This window comes from Aeromonas sp. QDB11 (genome assembly GCF_027705265.1).
GTDB classification, from domain to species: Bacteria; Pseudomonadota; Gammaproteobacteria; order Enterobacterales; family Aeromonadaceae; genus Aeromonas; species Aeromonas allosaccharophila.
In genome coordinates this window covers 1-20,997 of sequence record NZ_JAPDBM010000008.1, presented here as the reverse complement: position 1 = coordinate 20,997, position 20,997 = coordinate 1, and the positions used below count along the sequence as shown (strand labels likewise).

Genomic DNA, 20,997 nt, shown 5'->3' with positions numbered 1-20,997 from the left:
GGGCCCCCTTGCTGCTACGCTTATTGCGGCTTGTTGGCACCCGGCAGCGACGGCCAGGTGAGGCGGGTTACCTGAGTGCCCTGCACCTCGCACTTGAGGCTCAGCTCCTGCCACCCCTTATCCTGACGCAGGGAGACCTCCCCTTCTATCCCCTGCTCGCCAATCTTCAGCTTATCCTGCTCGAAGATCACCTTGTCGCCGTGGGCAAGCGCCATCAGTTTGCCGTTGCAGAGCCAGTGAGCGAGATCCGCCCCCTTCAGCTTGACGCCGCCCTTGGCCGCCTTCTGCTCGGCCGCGCTCACCACAAACAGCTTGCTCAGCTCGGCGGCCCGCTTGGTGAGCCACTCCTGACGCTGCTGCATGCTCATTTTGCTGACGAACTCGGCGGGCTGGCCCTTCTCGTCCAGCCATTGGGTCAGCTTGCCGCTGTCGTCAAAGGCGAACTGGGCGGCGGGCTCTTTGACCCCGAACAGCTTGCCGCCCTTGAAGTAGTAGCGGCTCTCCCCTTCCAGCTTGCCCAGCTCGTTCATGATGGGCACGGCGATGATGACGGGGGCGCCATCGATCCAGGCCTTGATATCGACGCCGTCATGGCTGAATTGACGGGTATCGAGGGCGCTCTCGGCCCCCTTCTCCATCAGGGTAAACTGCTCGGCGAGAGAAGCGGCCAGAGAAGGGAGGGAGCAGAATCCCAGGGTCAGCGCGATCGCTGTGTTGCGCATTGAGTTGTACATAGCACTCCTGTGATGGGCCATCCGGCCCGTGGTTAACTCTCTGTCAGCCAGGCCCGCAGCCCTTCCCGGTGAGCATCGCTCAGGGGCAGGGATTGGCGGGCCCGGTAGTCAAAATGGATCAGGGTCGTTTCGGCGGTGACGGCCAGTTCGCCGCCCTGCCAGGCCTCCTGCCAGACCGTAAAGGAGCTGGTGCCGATGCGGCGCACACCGGTCTTGATGGTGACCGGCTGGCCGTAAAACAGCTCCCGTTTGAACTGCACTGTGTAGCCCGCGATGATCAGATGCCAGTTATGCACATCCAGCTCGGGGGAGAAGATCCGGAACAGGGGATCCCGCGCCGATTCGAACCAGACCGCCGGCACCGTATTGTTGATATGGCCGAGGGCATCCGTCTCTTGAAAGCGGGGTTGGATCTGCATTTCCAGCATGGGTGACTCCTTGTCTCTTTGTTTCTGTCCTTGTGCTGTTCATTGCACATAAGCGGCCAATGGGTGGCCGCCGGGCATCATCAGCGGATCAGCATGTTACATGATACTGCTGGCCCAAGCACGGGGATGCCAGCGGCCCTGCGCGACCGGCCAGCGGGTGTCGCAGCGCGGCGGGTTGTGGTGTTATGCAAAAAAGCGGGCAGTAAAAAGCCCCGCACACCTTGGGTGTACGGGGCTGATGCAGCTAGCTAAACGGCTCGGGGACTAGCCCAACAGATCGAAGCGATCCGCATTCATCACCTTGTTCCAGGCGGTGATGAAGTCACAGACAAACTTCTCCCTGTTGTCATCCTGGGCATAGACCTCGGCATAGGCACGCAGCACCGAGTTGGAGCCGAACACCAGATCCACTCGGGTGGCCGTCCACTTCAGCGTGCCGCTGCGGCGATCGCGGATCTCGTAGAGATTGTTCGATTTCGGCAGCCACTGGTAACCCATGTCGGTCAGGTTGACGAAGAAGTCGTTGCTGAGCACCCCGACCCGATCGGTAGAGACTCCGTGCCCGGTACCGCCGTGGTTGGTGCCGAGCACCCGCATCCCGCCGACCAGCGCCGTCATCTCGCAGGCGGTGAGCCCCATCAGCTGGGCGCGATCCAGCAGCAGCTCCTCCGCCGTCACCACATAGTCCTGCTTGAGCCAGTTACGGAAGCCATCGGCCAACGGTTCCAGCACCTCGAACGAGGCCACATCGGTCTGGGCCTGAGTGGCATCGCCCCGGCCCGGCGCAAACGGCACACTCACCGTCACCCCGGCGGCCTGCGCAGCCTGCTCGATGGCGAGGTTGCCCCCCAGCACGATGAGATCCGCGACACTGACGCCACACTCGGCTGCCAGCTTGTCATAGACCGCCAGCACCTTCGCCAGCCGCGCCGGTTCGTTGCCCGGCCAATCCTTCTGTGGCGCCAGCCGGATGCGGGCGCCGTTGGCACCGCCCCGCTTGTCGGAGCCACGGAAGGTACGGGCGCTATCCCAGGCGGTAGTGACCCGCTCGCTGATGGAGAGGCCGCTGGCGGCAATCCTGGCCTTCACTGCCGCCACATCATAATCGGCACGTCCGGCAGGCACCGGATCCTGCCAGATCAGATCTTCGGTCGGCACATAGGGGCCAACATAGCGGCTCTTAGGCCCCATGTCTCTGTGGGTCAGCTTGAACCAGGCGCGGGCGAAGGCGTCGGAGAAGGCCGCCGGATCATCGCGGAAGCGCTCGGCAATCTTGCGATAGGCGGGGTCAAATTTGAGCGCCATATCGGCATCCGTCATCATGGGTTTGCAGCGGATCGACGGGTCCTCCACATCCACCGGCATATCCTCTTCGGCGATATTGATCGGTTGCCACTGATGGGCCCCCGCCGGTGATTTTTGCAACCACCAGTCGTACTTGAACAGCAGCTCGAAGTAGCCGTTGTCCCATTGGGTCGGGTGGGTGGTCCAGGCCCCTTCGATGCCGCTAGTCACTGTGTTGCGGCCGATGCCGCGGCTGTGGTGATTGATCCAGCCGAGCCCCTGCTCCTCGAGGCTGGCCCCTTCCGGCTCGGGGCCGAGCTGTTTGGCATCGCCGTTGCCGTGGGCCTTGCCGACGGTGTGGCCACCGGCGGTCAGCGCCACCGTCTCTTCGTCATCCATCGCCATGCGGGCGAAGGTGACCCGCATATCCTGCGCGGTTTTCAGCGGATCGGGCTGACCATCCACCCCTTCCGGGTTGACGTAGATAAGCCCCATCATCACCGCCGCCAGCGGGTTTTCCAGATCCCGCTCGCCGGAGTAGCGGCCACCCGGCTTGCCGCTGGGCGCCAGCCACTCCTGCTCCGAGCCCCAGTAGATATCCTTCTCCGGGTGCCAGATATCCTCGCGGCCAAAGGCGAAACCGAAGGTCTTGAGTCCCATGGACTCATAGGCCACGGTGCCCGCCAGAATGATCAGATCGGCCCAGCTGATCTTGTTGCCGTACTTCTTCTTGATGGGCCATAGCAGGCGACGGGCCTTGTCGAGGTTGGCGTTGTCCGGCCAGGAGTTGAGGGGGGCGAAACGCTGGTTGCCACTGCCACCACCCCCCCGGCCATCGGCGATGCGATAAGTCCCGGCCGAGTGCCAGGCCATACGGATCATCAGGCCACCGTAGTGACCCCAGTCGGCGGGCCACCAATCCTGACTGTCGGTCATCAGGGTGGTCACATCCTGCTTGAGGGCCACCATATCGAGCCCCTTCAAGGCTTCCCGATAATTGAAACCGGCCCCCAGCGGATTGGTCTTGGTATCGTGTTGGTGAAGAATGTCGAGGTTGAGGCTCTTCGGCCACCACGCCATTCTGGACGTCTCGACGGAGGTGGTTCCCCCGTGCATGACCGGGCATTTTCCTGCGGAACTGTCTGAATTGTTGCTCATCGTTTTCCTCATTTGCTCTGCTGTCCATAACCTGAAACAGCATGGCACAGAGGCGTGACACAAACTGTGCAACGGCAGCCGCTTTACGGATCTTTCACGCAAGCGGCCACGGAGCGCCCGTCAGCAGTGGCAGGAATGGGACGAACTATGGCGCCTCTGCGGGCTGATGGGTCGGCTCGGGCCGCAGCCAGGCGCTGCGAAAATCGAACCAGCCGAGCGCCGTCATCCGCACCCCGTGCACCCCGACACGGCTCTCCAGCTCCAGCCAGTGGTGAAACAGCGGCACAAACCAGCTCTGCTGCTGCACCGTTGCCAGCAGGGCGCGGGGGCCCGGCTCGGCACCGCTGGCCCGCCACTGCATCAGCCCTTGCCACAGCTCGTGCTGGCTGCCCCACACCTTGCGCAGCAGCGGGGTACCCTGCAACCAGACGTAGGGGGCAAAGGGACCGGCATGTTCGAGGTTGAGGGTGCCGAGCCAGAGATCCACGTCTTCATCCTCGCCACTCACCCAGCGGCCGTAATCCAGGGTGCGCACCTCGAGCCGGATCCCCTGTTCTGCCAGCAGGCTGCTCATGGCGTTGGCGCACTCGTTGAACTCCAGATGCTGGTTGAAGCAGGCGAGCACCAGTCTCCCCGGCAACTGCGCCGGTGTGGGCAACGGCGCGGGCAGCGCTTCGCGCCAGTGGGGCAGCAGGCCGAGGGCGCTGGTCCAGCCCCGCTGCAACTCGGGGGCGACCCGCCCCATCAGGGCCACCGGATTAAGCAGCTGACCGAGCCACTGCCGCAGGGCGGGATCCTGCAAGGATCCGGAGCGATCGTCCTGCAGCAGGAAGTAGCAGCCCGACTCCAGCTCCGACTCGCCGCGCATGGTGCCGAGCTCCGGGCGGTCGCGCCCAAGTTTCAGGTGGGTCTCCAGTCGCTCCGCCAGCTCTGGCAGCATCCAGATATCGATCTCGTCGAGCAGGGCCCGCAAACCGAAATAGTCATCGAACGCCGCAAGGCAAAGATGCAGCGGATCGTTGGCGGCGACCCGGTAGGGGCCGGTGCCCACCGGTTGCAGGGCAAAGCCCGCCTCCCCCTTGAGCTCTCGCGGCAAGATGGTGGCCACCGGCTCCGCCAGCAGGTGGGGCAGCCAGGGATCCGGACTGTCGAGATAGAGATCCAGGGTGCGCGGCCAGGGGCTCTCCAGCCGGTCCAGATGGGCAAACAGCGGGCGATCCCGCAGGGCCAGCAGACTTTCCATCACATCCTCCACCACCAGCTCGCGGCCGTGGTGAAAACGCACCGCCGGACGCAGGTAGAAGCGCCAGTGGCAGGGGCCCAGACACTCCCAGTGGTGGGCGAGATCCCCTTCGATTTCCCCATTTTCCTCATTTCGCCGGGTCAGGCCGTTGAAGATCTGGCGGCTCAGGTGAATTTCGGAGCGGCGCATCGGGCCGGTGGGCAGCAACTGCGGCAGCGGCCGGTAGTAGGGCACCCGCAGGATCTGGCGCCCCTCGCGGGTGGCCTGACCGAGCTGTTCGAGCAACAGCGGGGTGAGCAGATCGAGACGATCCTCGGCCAGCCGCACCGCCTGTGCCAGCTGGCCCTGACTGAGCAGATCCCGCAAGCGGCGCCGGGTCAAACTCTCCTGACTGTCGAGCAGAGTGAGCCGGGAGCGCCGTCCCCTGCCCGCTTCCGCCGTCCAGTTGAGCCAACCCTGATCCTGCATCCGCCGCAGCAGCAGACGTGCATTACGCGGGGTGCAGCAGAGCAGATCCGCCACCTCGGCAAGGCTGATCTCCCGCTCATCGCTGCCAAGCAGCTGGGCGAGTCGTTGAAATTGCTGGTAGAGGCGACCGGTCGGCATAAAAGAGGAAATCCTGTTGCTGTAAGTCATCAGTTTTTACTTCCGCATTTTAGCTCAATACTGCTGGCGAACGTGAGAACCACCGCACAGGAGCACCATCATGAGCCACGCCAACCCCCTCAAACCGAACCGGATCCAGCAGACTTTGCGCCGTTACTTCAAGCGGATCCTGCCGCGCCCGCTGGCGCTCATCAAGGATCCCATGCAGCAGCTCAACCGCCTGATGCAGTGGGATATGAACCAGATAGATGACAAGGAGTATCGCCGCCGCCTCTGAGTACGGCAGGCCTGCCCGCCACTCGGGACACGCATCCCCTGCGGGCGACATTGCTTTGCCGGATCTTGCTGTTTACATCGGCCACGGGCCTGATAGATTGGACGTCTATCCATCTATAAATGCCCAGCTATAACTGCGACAAGCAACATCCAACAAGGAGTGTGTGATGAAAGATGCGACCCTGGCCCTGCACCACGGCTTTTCCAGCGACCCCACCACCAAGGCGGTCGCCGTACCCATCTACCAGACGGTGGCCTACGAATTCGAGAGCGCCCAGCACGGGGCGGATCTGTTCAATCTGGCGGTGCCGGGCAACATCTACACCCGCATCATGAACCCCACCAACGATGTGCTGGAGCAGCGGATGGCCGCGCTGGAAGGGGGGATCGCCGCGCTGGTGGTCTCGGCAGGTTCCGCAGCCATCACCTACGCCATTCAGGCGCTGACCGCCGCCGGTGACAACATCGTCTCCACACCCCAGCTCTATGGCGGCACCTACACCCTGTTCGCCCACATGCTGCCGAGTTTCGGGGTCGAGGTGCGCTTCGCTAGGGATGACAGCGCCGAGGCCATCGCCGCCCTTATCGACGACAAGACCAAGGCTGTCTACTGCGAGAGCATCGGCAACCCGGCAGGCAATATCGTCGATCTGGCCGCACTGGCCAAGGCAGCCCACGCCCGCGGCGTGCCGCTCATCGTCGACAACACGGTCGCCACCCCGGTGCTGTGCAAGCCCATCGAACACGGTGCCGATATCGTGGTGCACAGCCTGACCAAATATGTCGGCGGCCACGGCAACTCGCTGGGCGGCGTGGTGGTCGACTCGGGCAAGTTCCCCTGGGCGGATCATGCCGAGCGCTTCCCGCAACTGACCAAACCCGAGCCCTCCTACCACGGAGTGGTCTATACCGAGGCCTTTGGCCCGGCCACCTTTATCGGGCGGGTACGCACCGTGCCGCTGCGCAATACCGGCGCAGCGCTGGCGCCGATGAACGCCTTCCTGCTGCTGCAGGGGCTGGAGACCCTGAGTCTGCGCATGGAGCGCCACGTTGACAACGCCCTGCGGGTCGCCCACCACCTCAAGCATCACCCGAAAGTAGCCTGGGTCAGCTACGCCGGTCTGCCGGGTCACCCGCACTATCTGCTGGCGGAGAAGTACATGTCCGGTCGCCCCTCGGCCATTCTCTCGTTCGGTCTGAAGGATGGCTATGAAGCGGGCGTGCGCTTCTACGATGCGCTGAAGATCTTCAAGCGGCTGGTCAACATCGGCGATGCCAAGTCGCTGGCCTGCCACCCGGCTTCTACCACCCATCGCCAGTTGAGCGAGGCCGAGCAGGCCAAGGCAGGAGTCAAACCGGAGATGATCCGGCTGTCGGTGGGGATCGAGGCGATCGAGGACATACTGGCGGATCTGGATCAGGCGCTGGAGGCCTGAGTCAATCAGCGGAGGAGCGGGCATCAAGCCCGCTCTTTTTTAGCCCGCGGTGAACCGCCCCCCTCGCCCATCCGTACACCCCATCCTGCCACCGAATCGAGGTCGTTATGATAGTCCTGCACCACCTGAACAAATCCCGCTCCCAACGCATCATCTGGCTGCTCGAAGAGCTGGGCCAACCCTATGAGATCAAGGCGTATCAGCGCGATGCCACCACCTTTCTGGCACCGCCCGAGCTCAAGGCCATTCACCCCCTCGGCAAGTCACCGGTCATCGAGTTCGACGGCCGGGTGCTGGCGGAATCGGGCGCCATCACCGAGTACCTGATTGCCCGCCACGCCCCGGAACGGCTGGCACCGGCCACCGACAGCCCGGAGTATCCCGAATATCTGCAGTGGCTTCACTTTGCCGAGAGCTCGGGCATTCTGCCGCTGCTGCTCGACATGTTCGTGCGCAAGGATGGCAGCCCGATGCGCTTCCTGCCGGACTACGCCAAGGCGGAGTGTGCCAAGGTGCTGGGCTACCTCAATGAGGTACTGGCGAATCGCCACTATCTGGTGGGGGATCGCCTCTCCGGCGCCGACATCATGAACTCCTTCCTGGTGGATCTGCTGGCGCAAAGCGGCCAGCTGGCCCACTTCCCGCATCTGCAAGCCTACCGGGAACGTCTCAATACCCATCCGGCCCGTCAGAAGGCGGTAGAGCTGGAGCGCGAGCTGGATCAGCGCCCCTGATCCGAGTCGCCATCATGCAAAACGCCCCGACAGTCGGGGCGTTTTTGTTATGCAGCGGGCTGCGGTTTACTTGGTCGCGGGCACCTTGTCCCGGCGCGACTTCCACCACCAGCGCAGCCGGATTTGAGAGATAAGCATCCCCGCCAGCATCAGGGCACAACCGGCAATGGCGCGCTCATCCAGCGTCTCCCCCAACAGCAACACGCCACCCACGGCGGCAAAGACGGTCTCCAGACTGAGAATGATGGCGGCATGGGCCGGATGGGCACCGCGCTGCCCCAGCACCTGCAGGGTATAACCAACCCCCACCGAAACCAGACCGGCGTAGAGCAGCGCCTGCCAACCGGCAACCGCCCCGGCCACCGTCGGCGTCTCGATAATGAAGGCGGTAACGAGGCTGAGCAGACCGCACACCACAAACTGCACGCAAGCCAGCTTGATGGGGGCCACCCGGTTGGAGTAGTGATCCACCAGCAGCAGGTGAATGGCCCAGAACAGGGCACCGACCACCTGCAACAGATCGCCAAAGCCGATGGTGAACTCGTCGGTGACGCTCAACACATAGAGACCGGCCAGCGCGATGATGGCGCCGATCCAGGTATTGAGGCCACTCTTGTGACGCAGCAGCAGCCCCAGCACGGGCACCAGAATGATGTAGAGCCCGGTGATGAAACCGGCCTTGGCGGCGGTGGTATAGAGCAGTCCCACCTGCTGCAGGGAGGCGGCGCAGAACAGCACCAGCCCGGCCAATACGCCACCGGTCAGCAGTTGGCGATGGTCACCCGCGACGGCAACAGGTTGTCGGGATTTGAGCCACCAGAGCAGCGGCAGCAGGGAGAGGGCACCGAGCAGAAAGCGCAGGCCATTGAAGGTATAGGGCCCCATGTGATCCATCCCGAGGCGCTGGGCGACAAAGCCCATACCCCAGATGGTGGCAGCCATCAGCAACATCAGATTGGAGCGCATGGCGATTCTTCCTTAAATCGGCGCGTGACGGGTTATTCGATCCAAGATACCCGTCTCTCTACCCTCTTGTCTTTAGAGCGACAGCTGTTTTGTCAGCACGGCCAGCAGGGCAACCAGTATCAGATTGCCTCGCAGGATCCAGACCACCCGGAAGTGCTGCTGAATGGAGATCATCGGCGCCTTGCCCAGACGCAAGGCGCGACGCCAGCGATAGAAGAGGCGACTGGGGTAATCGAGGGAGCCGACAATCAACAGAAACAGCCCCATTTTGATGCCGTGGGCAAGATGGGCAAAGAGCTGCGCCACCGAGCTGGCATGCTCGAGAGCCAGCAGACAACCGGTCGCAAAAATGGAGAAGAGCGCCAGCGCCGCCACCCCATCCGCCAGCAGCAGACGGCGCACCCGCAGCATGTTCAGGCCGCGCCGAAAGATCAGATACTCGACACAGAGGGCCAGGATCAGCACCGCTATGCTGCCGTAATGGGCCATTGAGAGCAGAGTGTGGTTCAGCATCGGAAAAATCTCATTTTCTGCCTTTAGACGAGCCGCACCGCATCATATATGCTGGTGTCACCCGAGCTGAAAAGGATCTGTTCATGTCCCCCGCCAAGCCCAAGAACACTTGGTCTTTAATCACCCGCATGCGGCTGGGCCTCCTCTTGCTCTTTATCCCCGTATTGCTGCTCGGCAGCATCTACTACCTGCATATGGAGCGCACACTGCGCCACGAGCAGCAACAGAACCTGATTGCTCGCAACACCCAGTATTTCCATACCCTGATCGAACCCTATCTGGCGACCCTCAAACGCCAGTTTACGCTCATTTATCAGCAGGTAAATTATCAGGATTTCAGCGGCCCGGAGATCCGCAACGGCGAGCGCTACCTGCAACAATGGCAGGCCTATCACAAGGTGATGGAGCTCGATTACGTCTACGTGGGCACCGAGCATCGCAAGATGCTGATCCACCCCTCCTGGCAGGCCGACGAGAAGTTCGATCCCAGAACCCGCCCCTGGTATCTGCTGGCATCCAGCCATCCCGGACAGATTGTCTTTACCGACCCCTACTACGACTACACGCTTGGCACCCTCACCATGGCCATTGCCAGGGAGATCCTCAATCCGGAAGGCAAGCGGGTTGGCGTACTCTCGCTGGATACCCAGCTCACCCCCCTCGCCAGCTGGCTAAACAGTCGGCATGATCAGAGTCACCATCTGGGCAATGGCTATCAAATCCTGCTCAACCATGACGGGCTGGTGCTGGCTCATCCGGATCGCGAACGGGTATTCAAACCCCTCGCCCACCCCGACTGGCTGGCCCGGATGCAACAGCCGCAGGGCTTTTTCCTCGATGATGCCAGCGGCCTGATGGTCTCCTACTACCGCATCCCCGAGCAGCGCTGGATCCTGCTCAGCGTCGAGCCGACTGCCAGCATGCAGCAGGTGATCGACAGTGTCTCCATCAACGTGCAGCTGATGATTGCCGTCGCCTGCATTCTCTATCTGCTGCTGGCCCTGCTCTGGTCCCGCTACTTCCGCCGGATGCTGGGGGAGATCACCCTGCTGATCCGCGCCAGCCGCTCCGGCGGCATCGCCTACAACGGTCGCCGCATGCTGGAGCTGGCCAAGGTCTATGAAGAGATGGATGCCGCCAGCCATGACTTTGCCCAGATCCGCCTGCAAGCCAATCAGGACAAGCTCACCGGCCTCTACAACCGCCGCTTCTTCGACGAGTGCCTGCAAAAGCAGCTCAACAGTGGCGCGCCGTTCGGGTTGGTGATGTTCGACCTGGATGATTTCAAGCGAGTTAACGATACCTACGGCCATCAGGCGGGAGATGTGGTGCTCAAGCGGGTGAGCAAACTGGGTATGAAACTCTTTGACCAGTGGGGCTGGTTCTGCCGCTACGGCGGCGAGGAGCTGGTGCTGATCTTCCGGCTGGAAACGCCAATGAGCGAGATAGCCTCCCTGCTGGAAGCGTTCCGGCTCGCAGTCGAAAAGCTTGAGTGGCGCGAACCCGGTCTCACCGTCACTATCAGCGGCGGGGCAGCCTTTAGCCACTCGGGCCTCTCGGCCAAAGAGCTGGTGGAGCTGGCCGACAAGGGGGTTTATCAGGCCAAGCGGGAGGGGAAAAACCGCATCTGCTTCCCCCAGTGTCGTGTCAGTGACCTGATGGACGAAGATCCCCCTCCTCACCTCGATCAGACTCGACGGCGTGCCCATTAAGTGGAAGGGTGATCGCCAGTCGCGCACGAAAAAAAAAGAGAGAGGCGATCGTCTCTCTCTTTTTTTATCTCGTTTTAACCCACGATAACTCAGCGCTGCCACTCCCACACCGGCCAGCCCAGCTCCTCGGCCTGCTGGCGCAGCGCGGGGGCCGGATTGACCGCATGGGGATGGCTCACCGCCCGCAACATGGGCAGGTCGTTGTGGGAGTCGCTGTAGCCGAAACTCCCCTGCCAGAGGTTATCCCTTCCGGCAAACAGCTGGTTGATGCGGGCCACCTTGCCTTCGCGAAAGCTGAGGGTGCCGCGGGTCTGACCGGTCAGCATCCCCTCCTCCTCATCGAGCAGGATGGCGACGCAGTGATCCATCCCCAGCATCTGCGCCATAGGTGCCACCAGATGTTCGCCGGAGGCGGAGATGAGCACCAGCTCGTCGCCCTGCTCCCGATGCCATTCGATACGCGCCAGCCCCTCGGGGTAGAGGCGCTCGCGCAGCACCTGCTCGGCAAAGTGGTGGCACTGCTGGCTGAGCCACTGGCGCGACTTGCCCGCCAGCGGCTGCAGGGTGAAGGCCATGTACTGGTGCATATCCATCTTGCCCTGATGGTAGAGGGACATCATCCCCTGCTCCTCGGCCACCATGCCCGCCGGGGCCAGCTCCTCGGCCACCATGTACTCCAGCCAGAGGCTGGCGGAATCCCCCGCGATCAGGGTCTCGTCCAGATCAAACAGTGCCAGTGCCATGAGGGCTCCTTGCGGTAACAACGAAAATGAAATGAGGCGTCATGCTACCTCACAGAGTTGATCCCGGGCCACCGCCAGGGTCACGGCACTGCCGGTGGCCAGCAGATCGCCAGCCGAACGGTTGAGGCAATCCACCGTCAACAGCCCCGCCTCGCACTCCACCTGATAGCGGATGACGTTGCCGAGCAGCTGTTGCTGACGAACGATGCCGGGCAGGCTGGGTTCGCTGCTGCTCGCCCCGGCGGGCAGCAGGGTAATGGACTCCGGCCGCAGCGCCAGCTTGCCCTGAAAACGGGGGCCGAATAGCGACTTGCCCTGCTCGGCGCCAAGCAGGTTGTAGTTGCCGATAAAGCTCGCCACGAACTCGCTGGCGGGGCGGGTATAGATCTGCTCCGGCGTGCCGCTCTGGACGATGGATCCCTTGTTCATCAGGAAGATCCGATCCGACAGGGTGAGCGCCTCCTCCTGATCGTGGGTCACGAAGATGGTGGTGAGTTCGAGGCGCTGCTGGATCTCGCGGATCTGCTGGCGCAGGCTGCGGCGGATGCGGGCATCCAGCGCCGAGAGCGGCTCGTCCAGCAGCAGGATCCGTGGCCGCACCACCAGCGCCCGGGCCAGCGCCACTCGCTGGCGCTGGCCGCCGGAGAGCTCGGCCGGATAGCGGCGCTCGAAGCCGGTCAGCTCCACCAGTTCCAGCGCCTCCTGCACGCTGGCGGCCAGCTCCCGCCCCGGCTGGGGCTTCATCTTGAGGCCGAAGGCGACATTGTCCCACACCGTCATGTTGGGGAACAGCGCATAGCTCTGGAACACCATGCCGATGCCCCGCTTCTGGGGCACCTGCCAGGTGATATCTTCACCGGCCACCCGCACCTGACCGCCATCCACCGGAGTGAGCCCGGCCAGCGCCCGCAGCAGGGTCGATTTGCCGCAGCCAGAGGGGCCTAGCAGGGTCACCAGCTCCCCCTTGCGAATGCCGAATTCGATCCCCTCGAACACCGGCGTATCGCCGTAGGATTTGTGCAACTGATTGACTTCTAAATGAAACATCTTGGATCACCGATGAAATCTGTTGGCCGCCCAGGTGAGCAGCAGGGTCAGCAGGAAGTAGCTCATCACCAGCGCACTGGTGAAGTGGCCAGAAGTGGCGCGCATGTTGTAGAGGTAGACCTGCAGGGTCTCGTAACGGGTGCCCACCAGCATGTTGGCAAACACGAACTCGCCGAGCAGGAAGGAGAGGGAGAGAAACAGCGCCGCCAGCAATCCCTTGCGCAGGCAGGGGATCACCACCAGCAGAAAGGCGCGCCGACTGCTCGCCCCCAGCAGGTGGGCGGCATCCATCAGATCTTTCAGCGGCACCCCTTGCAGGCTGTTGGCCAGCGCCCGGTACATGAAGGGGAGCACCACGGTGAACCAGGTACCGATCAGGATCCACGGCGTGCCGATGATGGGCAGAACGCCGTCGGCATAGATCTGCAGCAGCCCGACGGAGGAGACCACTGGTGGCACCGCGAAGGGGAGCAGGATCAGCAGGTTCATCCAGGGATCCAGCTTGGGGAAGTAGTAGGCCACCACCAGCACGGTCGGCACCAGCACCAGGGTCCCCAGCAGCAGGGTCGCGAAGCAGACCAGGAGGCTGCGGCCAAACGCCGCCAGAAAGCGCGGGTCGCCCCACAGCTTGAGATACCAGTCGAGGGTGAAGCCGTCCGGCAGCAAGGTCGCCCCCCAGCGGGTGGAGATGGAGTAGAGAAACGTGGCCAGCAGCGGCAGCAGCAGGGTGGCGACCAGCCCACCCAGCACCCACTTGGGCCAGCGCGGCGTCAAATCATGCATGGGATTGCCCCTTGTTCACATAGCTCTTTTTCAGCAGCCACTGGTTGGCGGCCGTCACCACCCCCAGCAGCACCATCAGGATCACCGCCAGCGCCGCCGCCATATTGGGCTCGAGGAAGATGTCGCCGGAGACCAGACTGGCCACCCGGATGGTCACCAGATTGAAGTTGCCGGTGGTGAGGGCGTAGGCAGAGGCATAGGCCCCCACCGCGTTGGCAAACAGAATGATCAGGGTGCCGAGCAGCGCAGGCGTCAGCACCGGCAGTGCCACGTGCCACACATACTGCCCCTTGCTCGCCCCCAGCAGCGCGGCAGCCTGCGGCCACTCATCCTGCAGCGCATCGAACGCCGGGTAGAGCAGCAGCAGGGCGAGCGGGATCTGGAAGTAGGTGTAGATGAGAATAAGGCCCGACCCCGAGTAGAGGTTGAAGCCGTCGATCAATCCCCAGGATTTCAGCAGCAGGGTCACCGCGCCATTGATGCCGAGAATGATGATGAAGGCGAATGCCAGCGGCACACCGCTGAAGTTGCCGGTCATGGTGACAAAGGCCAGCAGCACCCGCTTGACCCGCTCGCCGCTGTGGCGCAGCGCGGCTGCCCCGAGGGTGCCGATGGCAAGCCCCGCCAGACTGGCGATACCGGCAATGCGCAACGAGTTGCCGAACGATTGCAGGTAGAAGGGGGAGCTCAAAATCTCCCGGTAGTAGTCGATGCCCCAGCCATCCGGGGTCTGAAAGCTGCCCACCAGCACCCACACCATGGGGGCGAGCTGGAACAGGATCATCAAGAGAATAAACGGCAGCAGCACCAGCGCGGGCAGCCAGTGGCGGCGCACCTTGCGCTTGGTGGCCACGGGTCGATCCGCGAGGATCTCGGTGGTGGCAGGCATCATCAGTGCACCTCGCGCATAAAGGCGGCCTTAAGCAGCGGTGGCGCTGCCGGCTTGTCGTGGGGAATGCCCAGCAGATCGGCCATCAGGGCGCAGAGCTGGGTCTGGGCGATCACTACCCCATCCGGCCAGCGCTCGATAAAGGCATCGCCAAACAGCCAGAGTGGCACGGTGCGCTCTTCAGGCAGGGTGCCGCCGTGGCTCAGGTCGTTGTTCATGCCGTGATCCGAGGTGATCACCACCTGATATCCCTCCGCCAGCCACTGGGGCAGCAGATCGGCCAGCAGGCTGTCCATGCGGCGCGCCTGATTGCGGTACTGGCGGGAATCGAGGCCAAACTTGTGGCCCGCATCGTCCACCCCCATCGGGTGGATCAGCAGAAAATCGGGGTCATATTGGGTTCTGAGCCATTCCCCATCCATCAGCAGATGGCTGTCGGGATAGTGGTCATCCCAGTAGAAGCAGCCGTGCTGGATGGGCAGTTGCTCATCGTGGGTAAAGCGATCGCGGGCCGCCAGCCAGGGGCTCTTGTTGTAAAGCTCGCTCACCCAGTAGTAGGCCGCCGCTGCGGTGCGTTTACCCGCGGCGCGGGCCAGATGGAAGATGGAGTCATGCAGACTGAGACGACTCACCCCGTTGTGGGTGATGCCGCTCGCTACCGGCGGAACGCCGGTCAGGATGCACTCGTAGAGAGGCCGGGAGAGGGATGGCAGGGCGCAGCTGAGGGTCGTATAGAAGCCGCGCTCCGCCTCCACCATGCCTGCGAGGTAGCCCATCCCATGGGCTACCCCGGCAGAGAGGCCATCCACAAGTACCACTATCACCTTGTGTTGCACTGGCCGCTCCTTACTGCATGTAGATCATGACGTTCTCTTGCCACTGACGCGGCAGGGCCTTGGAGCTCTGCTCCCAGGCGGCGTGATCCTGGACCGGCTTGGCCTTGGCATACTGCTCGGCCGGCAGCAGCTTGGCCTTCACGTCATCCGGCAGCGCAACGTTGCTGCGGATCGGGCGGGCATAGCCACGCGCCAGGTTGATCTGACCGGCATCGGAGAGGATGTATTCCCGCGCCAGCTTGGCGGCGTTGGGGTTCTTGGCCCACTTGTTGATGATGGTGGTGTAACCGGCGATGACGGAGCCGTCGCTCGGGATCACCACTTCAAACTTCTTGGGGTCGATCTGGTCGCGGTAGTTGAGGGCGTTGAAGTCCCACAGCACACCGACTTCCACCTCGCCCTTCTCGATGTTGGCGATGGTCGGGTCATTCAGCGACAGGCGCCCCTGCTGGGCCAGCTTGCCGAACAACTCCAGGGCGGGCTTGAGATTCTTCTCGCTGCCACCGGTGGCATAGGCCGCCGCCAGCACGCCGTTGTTGGCTTGCGAGGCAACACCTACATCACCCAGCGTCACCTTGTAGTCACCGCCCAGCAGGGATTGCCAGCTGGTGGGGGCAGCCTTGACCAGATCCTTGTTGATCAGGAAGGCGATAGTGCCGGTATAGGCCAGCATCCAGTGACCATCCGCATCCTTGGCCCAGTTGGGAATGTCAGCCCAGGTGGAGGGCTTGTAGGGTTGGGTGACCCCCTGCTTGACCGCAACCGGGCCGAAGGCGCCGCCTACGTCGCCGATGTCGGCGGTGGCGTTGGCCTTCTCGGCGGCGAACTTGGCGATCTCCTGCGCCGAGCTCATGTCGGTATCCTGATGCTTGATGCCGTAGATGTTGCCCAGCTGCTGCCAGGTATCCTTCCAGTTGGCCCAGCTGTCTGGCATGCCGATACTGCTGAGCTGCCCTTCGCCGCGAGCGGCCTTCTCAAGATCTGCGATATTTTCGGCAGCAAACAGCGGTTGGCTGATGGCTACCAGAGCCAGTGCACTTGCGATCACGCTTTTCATCATCCCATCCCTCTGGACTAGGTCAGTTAAGGTTCGAGAGGGATGCTAGAGGGGAAATATGACGGTCACGGGGCGCTTTGATGGCAGTTTGATGACAATTTCCCTGTCATGTCGCTGTCATCCGCAGCGGTTACAACTCTGAACCCAAGTGAAGCTGGACTACTCCAGCAAGGGCTGAACCAACAAGGGCTAGGCCAGCCCGCGCAGCCAGAATGAGCGACAGGGATATCAGCGTGATTGAACCGAGATTGAGCGAACGGGTAGCGGCTGAGGGCCGCGCCTCCAAGTGTGAACAGATTTGCCAGACCCTGCGCCGCTATATCGGCAGCGGCCAGCTGGCGGCGGGGCAGCAGCTGCCCGCCGAGCGGGCCCTGAGCGAGCGATTCGCCACCACCCGCATCACCATCAAGGAGGCGCTCTCCAGCCTCGAAGCGGATGGCCTTATCTATCGGGCCGAGCGACGCGGCTGGTTCGTGGCCCCGCCCCGCCTCACCTACGATCCCGCCATCCACACCCACTTTCACCAGTGGATCGGCGAGCAACAGCGCACCGCCGAAACCCGGGTGCTGGCCCACGGCAGTGCGCTTGCCAGCAGCGAACTGTGCCGCTGGATGGGGCTGGATCCTTTTACCCCGCTCTATGAAATTCGCCGCCAGCGGCTGATCGATGGGCGACCTGTGCTGCACGTCAGCCATCACCTGCTGGCGAGCCGCTTTCCCGATATCGCCAGTGCGCCGCTGGCCAGCTCCCTCACCGAGCTCTATCAGCAGCGCTATGGCATAGGCCAGGGTGGCGCCAGCCTCGAGATCACCCCCTCGGCGGCGCGGGGCGCTATAGCCCGCTCCCTCAATCTGGCGGAGGGGAGCGCCGTGCTGCGGCTGGTGCGGGTCAACTACGATGAGCGGGGCGGTCTGGTCGATTGCGATATCGAGCACTGGCGACCGGATGCGATCCGCATTTGTCTGGATACGCGGGCGTTACGGCCGGTTTTCGACAAACCGCAGCAAACCCAGCTCGCCGATTAGGCTCCAGCCAACACAGCGGATCCCGCAGGATCCGCCGGGATCAGTTGTCGATATTGGGGATCATGTCGTCGAAGCTCTGATAGCCGCAGTCGGCCAGTTGCAGCGACATGGTGTAGGTCTTGGCGTGCTCCTGCTGGCCGATGGCGGGGCGGTTGAGCTTGATCTCCTGATGCCAGTACTCCTTCATCCGGTCGATCAGCGCCATCGCCTCCCCCTCGTTGAGGTGCAGCTGACAGAGCGCCATATAGTTGTTCGACTTGTGCATGTTCTCCACCAGATACTCCCCCAGCACCGACATCGCCTGCCGTGCCTGCTGGCGGGCGAAGCGGCTGTGCTGCTCGAAGCTGATCCGCTCACTGATCAGGAAGTGGTAACTGTTGTCGATACCGAGCTGCAAAATGCCAAGCTTCTCCAGCTTGCGCAGATAGAGGTAGCAGGAGGCGTCGGTCAGGCCGTACTCCCGCTTGAGATCGATCAGCGTTTTGTCGCGCCAGAAGATATTGGCGAGAAAGGCGTAGAGCCCCGGCTCGTTGTGAAACGCCTCGTCCTGCTCCTGGGTAAAGACGGCGCGGCGGCTCTGGGCGTCCTGAGTGCGATCCAGCAGCTCCTCGAACGAGAGCCCCACCAGATGGCAGATCTCCAGCAGGGTATCGAACGGCAGCGAGGGCTTGTTCATCATCCGCTTCACGGTCGCGATGGAGACGCCCATCGCCTCCGCCAGGGTCTGATAGCGGATCCCCTTGTCGGTCAGGGTCTTCTTCAGGGTGTCGAGAATATTGTTGGCCAGGGTCTGGCTGTAGGTCATGCCACTCTTCCTTGTTATCGCACTTTCATTGCATGGTTATGCCGAGTCAGCTTCTGACCTGTTTTTACCTTCAAGGCTCAGATATTGACACCGAAAAAACAGCCTAGAGAAAAAATCGCCGCACATTCCCGTGAGGACAGACCAGTTGAACGATGAGGTCGCAGAATGTGACACCAGACAGTGCATATCTTTCAACCCGCAAACATTTTGCTAGTGCTGCATAGAACATCGCGCATAATCGAAACGTATCGAATTCAAGACCCTTCCTGGTTGAGAAATCGATTGTTTGCTTCCAAATTTTTATCTTTTAAACCGCAAGGTTTTTTCTCTTTCCTGGCATTGAGCGGCGCTTGCAAAAGCACCGCTCTTTTCTTTTGCCCGCATCCGGCGATAAAAGCAACACCCGCCCCCTCTCCCATCGCTCAAATCGCCATTGCCACCCGCTATCGGCCACAAAAAAAGCGCCTGCCGAGGGCAGACGCTTGCATCCTGTTTTCAGCAATCAGATATAGCGGATCGCTGTCAGCACCATCACCACCGCCATGCTCGCCATCATGGGCACGAAGGTGCGTTTCACCACATCCACCGGGCTCAGATTGGCGATACCGGCCACCGTGATGATCACCCCGGCCACCGGCGAGATGGTGCGGCCAATCCCGGCGGCAAACAGGATCGGCACCAGCAGCAGCAGCGGGTTGATGTCGAACTGGCCGGAGACCAGCGGCACGATGGGAATAAAGGCCATCACCGGGGCGTTGCCCGAGCCGGTGATAAATGCGGTCAGCAGGATAAAGAGCGAGAAGACCAGCGACAGCCCGAGCGGATTGAGATCGAACGACTTGGCCAGCTCGATCAGCTGGGTGATGGCGCCGATATTGGTGAGACCGGCGGAGAAAAACTCGGCCGCCAGCATCAGGGTCAGCACGCTGCCAAAGATCATCCCGGTGCCGGTCAGCCACGCCTCGAAGTTGGCGAACGCCTTGTTGAGGGAGCGGTAACGAAGCGCCTCGATAATGATGCAGAGCGTCATGGTGGACATCATGGCCACCGGAATGGTCATCTTGATGGCGCTGACAAACAGCTCGGAGAAGCCGAACAGAAAGACGAAGGGGATCACCGGCAGCAGAGCGTAATAACCCGGCGTGTTCTCGTGTTTCGCCTCCAGCTCGTGCAGATACTTGCCCCGCTCGGCGGCCGCATCGTGGCCATCTTTGCGGTCACAGTGGCGCTGCCACATGATGTTGACGAACGGAATGGTCACCAGCAGCGCGATCTGGAACAGCAGCTGATGGTTCACCACGAACGGCATCACCTCGATATTGATCGCCTTGGCACCGATCACCGCATTGATCTGGCCGGGGCCAAACTCCCACGCGGTGGGGATAACGATGGTCGCCACCGCCGTCTTGGCGCTGATCCCGGCGTTGCGCAGCAACGGATAGAGGGTGCCCATCAACAGCAGGGAGAGCGAGGTTGCCCCGGTGATAAAGACATAGAGAATGGAGACCAGCAGCAGGATGATCGCCAGCAGCAGATAGGGGTTCTTCAGCGCCATGATGGGGCGCGATGTGGCCTTCACCAGTGCCGCCGAGGCGCCAATCTGGTTGAGGTAGGTCGCCACCCCGGCGATCGCCACCAGAGTCAGACCGGTAGAGGCGAGGCGGGAGTTGGTCACCATGGCGAACTTCTCCCACAGATCGAAGAACCAGAAGCCCTGGCTATTCTCGGTTGGCAGGATCGGATTGATCCCCGCCCACTGGGCATACGCCAGCAGCACCAGACCCGCGGTCAGCAAGGTCGCCTGCGGATTGAACCGCTTGAGCATGGCGTAGGCAACCAGCCCCACCACCACCAGAATCAAGATTGTTGACATAAACATACCCCTGTTACTGCACGATTGCGGCCCAATCACAGCGAAGATGACTTCTGACAATTGGGATTCGGGAGGGTATCAGTGACAATCTGAAAATAGAATTGGCTGGTGTGATCACCACCGCAATAAACAATATTTCGGCAACCATCTGCTGCGACACAAATATATCGCTAGCACAATCACGGCATGCATGATGCGGGGATGGTCGCACTTATTTATTAACGACTGTGCGGCGCTTCATAAAATAGAGAATGTGCTCATCATCGCTATTTTCAGCCGGAAAACACAGATCATCTCTCCGGCTCCCGCGCACCATGCCGCCCCCGCTCCAACCTGCAATCAGGGTCGGCAGACAACAGCATGACCTCTCGGCCGACAGCACCATGACGAGCCGTTCCGGCCAGCGGACAAGGCGCGCGACGAACAGCAAAAGAGACTGAGAATGAACAAAAATACAGCAATAAAACGGAATTTCAGAACCCAACTTCAGAGCAAAAATGCAATGACCGAAAAAAAAGTAGCGTGTCCCTCCTCGTGAGGCCGCGCACAAAAAACCGGCAAACAGTTGACAATCGGCACGATTGACAAGCGATTAATTAACGAGCGGCTGGTAATCGGGCGGGGCGTAGCCGGGGCAGAAAAATAGCCAGCCAGATCAAGCGCGTCCCGCCAATATTGGGCCAAATAACCGCCAGAGAATATTTCGCCTTATTTTGGTCACTTATAAATAAAGTGACCTGATTACCCATGACCCTCAGCCAGCTTCAAGAGCCGATATGGCATCGGAGGGCTTGCCACGACTGCATGCCCCAATTCTACCAACATGCTATTGAGGTCAAAACGATGATT

At 61.8% G+C, this 20,997-nt stretch carries 20 protein-coding genes and 1 pseudogene; 5 read left to right on the top strand and 16 right to left on the bottom strand.

The annotated features are described in order from the left end of the window. Positions 1-20: 20 nt before the first annotated feature. The 4 genes from OKC40_RS04095 to sgrR all read right to left on the bottom strand — a co-directional run bounded on the left by OKC40_RS04095 (position 21) and on the right by sgrR (position 5,453). Complete coding sequence (locus OKC40_RS04095) at positions 21-722, bottom strand: hypothetical protein (protein WP_270794252.1); 702 nt, start codon at positions 720-722, stop codon at positions 21-23. Positions 723-766: 44 nt separating this feature from the next. Next, positions 767-1,162 carry an acyl-CoA thioesterase gene (locus tag OKC40_RS04090; protein WP_040095454.1) on the bottom strand — a complete coding sequence of 132 codons (396 nt, stop codon included), beginning with the start codon at positions 1,160-1,162 and terminating at the stop codon, positions 767-769. A 264-nt stretch (positions 1,163-1,426) separates the two neighbouring features. Then, entirely contained in the window at positions 1,427-3,604 is a 2,178-nt protein-coding gene (gene katG, locus OKC40_RS04085; RefSeq protein ID WP_270794196.1) for a catalase/peroxidase HPI, read from the bottom strand. A gap of 145 nt (positions 3,605-3,749) precedes the next feature. Further along, a complete protein-coding gene (sgrR, locus tag OKC40_RS04080) occupies positions 3,750-5,453 on the bottom strand; it encodes an HTH-type transcriptional regulator SgrR (RefSeq protein WP_270794195.1) in 1,704 nt (567 codons plus the stop codon). 100 nt (positions 5,454-5,553) lie between these two features. On the opposite strand from sgrR, the gene OKC40_RS04075 reads away from it, so the two are divergent. The 3 genes from OKC40_RS04075 (at position 5,554) to OKC40_RS04065 (ending at position 7,899) form a co-directional block, all read left to right on the top strand. Next, positions 5,554-5,730 carry a hypothetical protein gene (locus tag OKC40_RS04075; RefSeq protein ID WP_270794193.1) on the top strand — a complete coding sequence of 59 codons (177 nt, stop codon included), beginning with the start codon at positions 5,554-5,556 and terminating at the stop codon, positions 5,728-5,730. A 166-nt stretch (positions 5,731-5,896) separates the two neighbouring features. Continuing rightward, the gene (locus tag OKC40_RS04070; protein ID WP_270794192.1) at positions 5,897-7,165 is read left to right on the top strand and encodes an O-acetylhomoserine aminocarboxypropyltransferase/cysteine synthase family protein; all 1,269 of its coding nucleotides are present in this window, start codon (positions 5,897-5,899) and stop codon (positions 7,163-7,165) included. Between the two features lie 107 nt (positions 7,166-7,272). After that, the gene (locus OKC40_RS04065) at positions 7,273-7,899 is read left to right on the top strand and encodes a glutathione S-transferase family protein (protein WP_270794190.1); all 627 of its coding nucleotides are present in this window, start codon (positions 7,273-7,275) and stop codon (positions 7,897-7,899) included. 66 nt (positions 7,900-7,965) lie between these two features. Here the strand turns inward: OKC40_RS04065 and OKC40_RS04060 are convergent, their stop codons facing one another. Both OKC40_RS04060 and OKC40_RS04055 read right to left on the bottom strand, forming a co-directional pair. Further along, positions 7,966-8,865: a DMT family transporter gene (locus OKC40_RS04060; protein ID WP_270794189.1), complete on the bottom strand. Its 900-nt coding sequence runs from the start codon at positions 8,863-8,865 to the stop codon at positions 7,966-7,968. 72 nt (positions 8,866-8,937) lie between these two features. After that, the gene (locus tag OKC40_RS04055; RefSeq protein WP_270794187.1) at positions 8,938-9,378 is read right to left on the bottom strand and encodes a DUF2214 family protein; all 441 of its coding nucleotides are present in this window, start codon (positions 9,376-9,378) and stop codon (positions 8,938-8,940) included. Positions 9,379-9,461: 83 nt separating this feature from the next. On the opposite strand from OKC40_RS04055, the gene OKC40_RS04050 reads away from it, so the two are divergent. Continuing rightward, positions 9,462-11,090 (top strand): sensor domain-containing diguanylate cyclase, encoded by a 1,629-nt coding sequence (locus OKC40_RS04050; protein ID WP_270794185.1) that lies wholly within the window; start codon positions 9,462-9,464, stop codon positions 11,088-11,090. Between the two features lie 89 nt (positions 11,091-11,179). Here OKC40_RS04050 and OKC40_RS04045 read toward each other — a convergent pair whose 3' ends face one another. Genes OKC40_RS04045 through OKC40_RS04020 form a run of 6 tightly spaced genes read right to left on the bottom strand, consistent with a single transcriptional unit; the run spans position 11,180 to position 16,445 of the window. Then, positions 11,180-11,833 carry an HAD family hydrolase gene (locus tag OKC40_RS04045; protein WP_270794183.1) on the bottom strand — a complete coding sequence of 218 codons (654 nt, stop codon included), beginning with the start codon at positions 11,831-11,833 and terminating at the stop codon, positions 11,180-11,182. Positions 11,834-11,872: 39 nt separating this feature from the next. Continuing rightward, the gene (locus OKC40_RS04040) at positions 11,873-12,880 is read right to left on the bottom strand and encodes an ABC transporter ATP-binding protein (RefSeq protein ID WP_270794181.1); all 1,008 of its coding nucleotides are present in this window, start codon (positions 12,878-12,880) and stop codon (positions 11,873-11,875) included. Between the two features lie 6 nt (positions 12,881-12,886). Then, positions 12,887-13,663 (bottom strand): ABC transporter permease, encoded by a 777-nt coding sequence (locus OKC40_RS04035; RefSeq protein WP_042648076.1) that lies wholly within the window; start codon positions 13,661-13,663, stop codon positions 12,887-12,889. Continuing rightward, positions 13,656-14,555, bottom strand: a complete 900-nt coding sequence (locus OKC40_RS04030) for an ABC transporter permease (RefSeq protein ID WP_270794177.1) — start codon at positions 14,553-14,555, stop codon at positions 13,656-13,658. The genes OKC40_RS04035 and OKC40_RS04030 overlap by 8 nt, the downstream gene beginning before the upstream one ends. Continuing rightward, positions 14,555-15,388, bottom strand: a complete 834-nt coding sequence (locus OKC40_RS04025) for an alkaline phosphatase family protein (protein WP_270794176.1) — start codon at positions 15,386-15,388, stop codon at positions 14,555-14,557. Before OKC40_RS04025 ends, OKC40_RS04030 begins: the two co-directional genes overlap by 1 nt. Positions 15,389-15,398: 10 nt before the next feature. Continuing rightward, complete coding sequence (locus tag OKC40_RS04020) at positions 15,399-16,445, bottom strand: ABC transporter substrate-binding protein (RefSeq protein WP_208738057.1); 1,047 nt, start codon at positions 16,443-16,445, stop codon at positions 15,399-15,401. Between the two features lie 212 nt (positions 16,446-16,657). Here OKC40_RS04020 and OKC40_RS04015 point away from each other — a divergent pair, with 212 nt between their 5' ends. Then, on the top strand, positions 16,658-17,470 hold the full coding sequence (locus tag OKC40_RS04015) for a UTRA domain-containing protein (RefSeq protein ID WP_270794171.1): 813 nt from the start codon (positions 16,658-16,660) through the stop codon (positions 17,468-17,470). Between the two features lie 40 nt (positions 17,471-17,510). Here OKC40_RS04015 and OKC40_RS04010 read toward each other — a convergent pair whose 3' ends face one another. From OKC40_RS04010 to OKC40_RS03995, 4 genes and pseudogenes are all read right to left on the bottom strand, one after another. Then, positions 17,511-18,275 (bottom strand): helix-turn-helix domain-containing protein, encoded by a 765-nt coding sequence (locus OKC40_RS04010; protein WP_005336490.1) that lies wholly within the window; start codon positions 18,273-18,275, stop codon positions 17,511-17,513. Between the two features lie 254 nt (positions 18,276-18,529). After that, positions 18,530-18,694, bottom strand: coding sequence for a hypothetical protein (locus tag OKC40_RS04005; RefSeq protein WP_270794170.1), 165 nt, complete (start codon positions 18,692-18,694; stop codon positions 18,530-18,532). An 83-nt stretch (positions 18,695-18,777) separates the two neighbouring features. Continuing rightward, positions 18,778-20,148, bottom strand: coding sequence for a C4-dicarboxylate transporter DcuC (gene dcuC, locus OKC40_RS04000; protein WP_267528862.1), 1,371 nt, complete (start codon positions 20,146-20,148; stop codon positions 18,778-18,780). A gap of 741 nt (positions 20,149-20,889) precedes the next feature. Further along, a pseudogene (locus OKC40_RS03995) lies at positions 20,890-20,997 on the bottom strand (IS1595 family transposase); the annotation flags it as partial.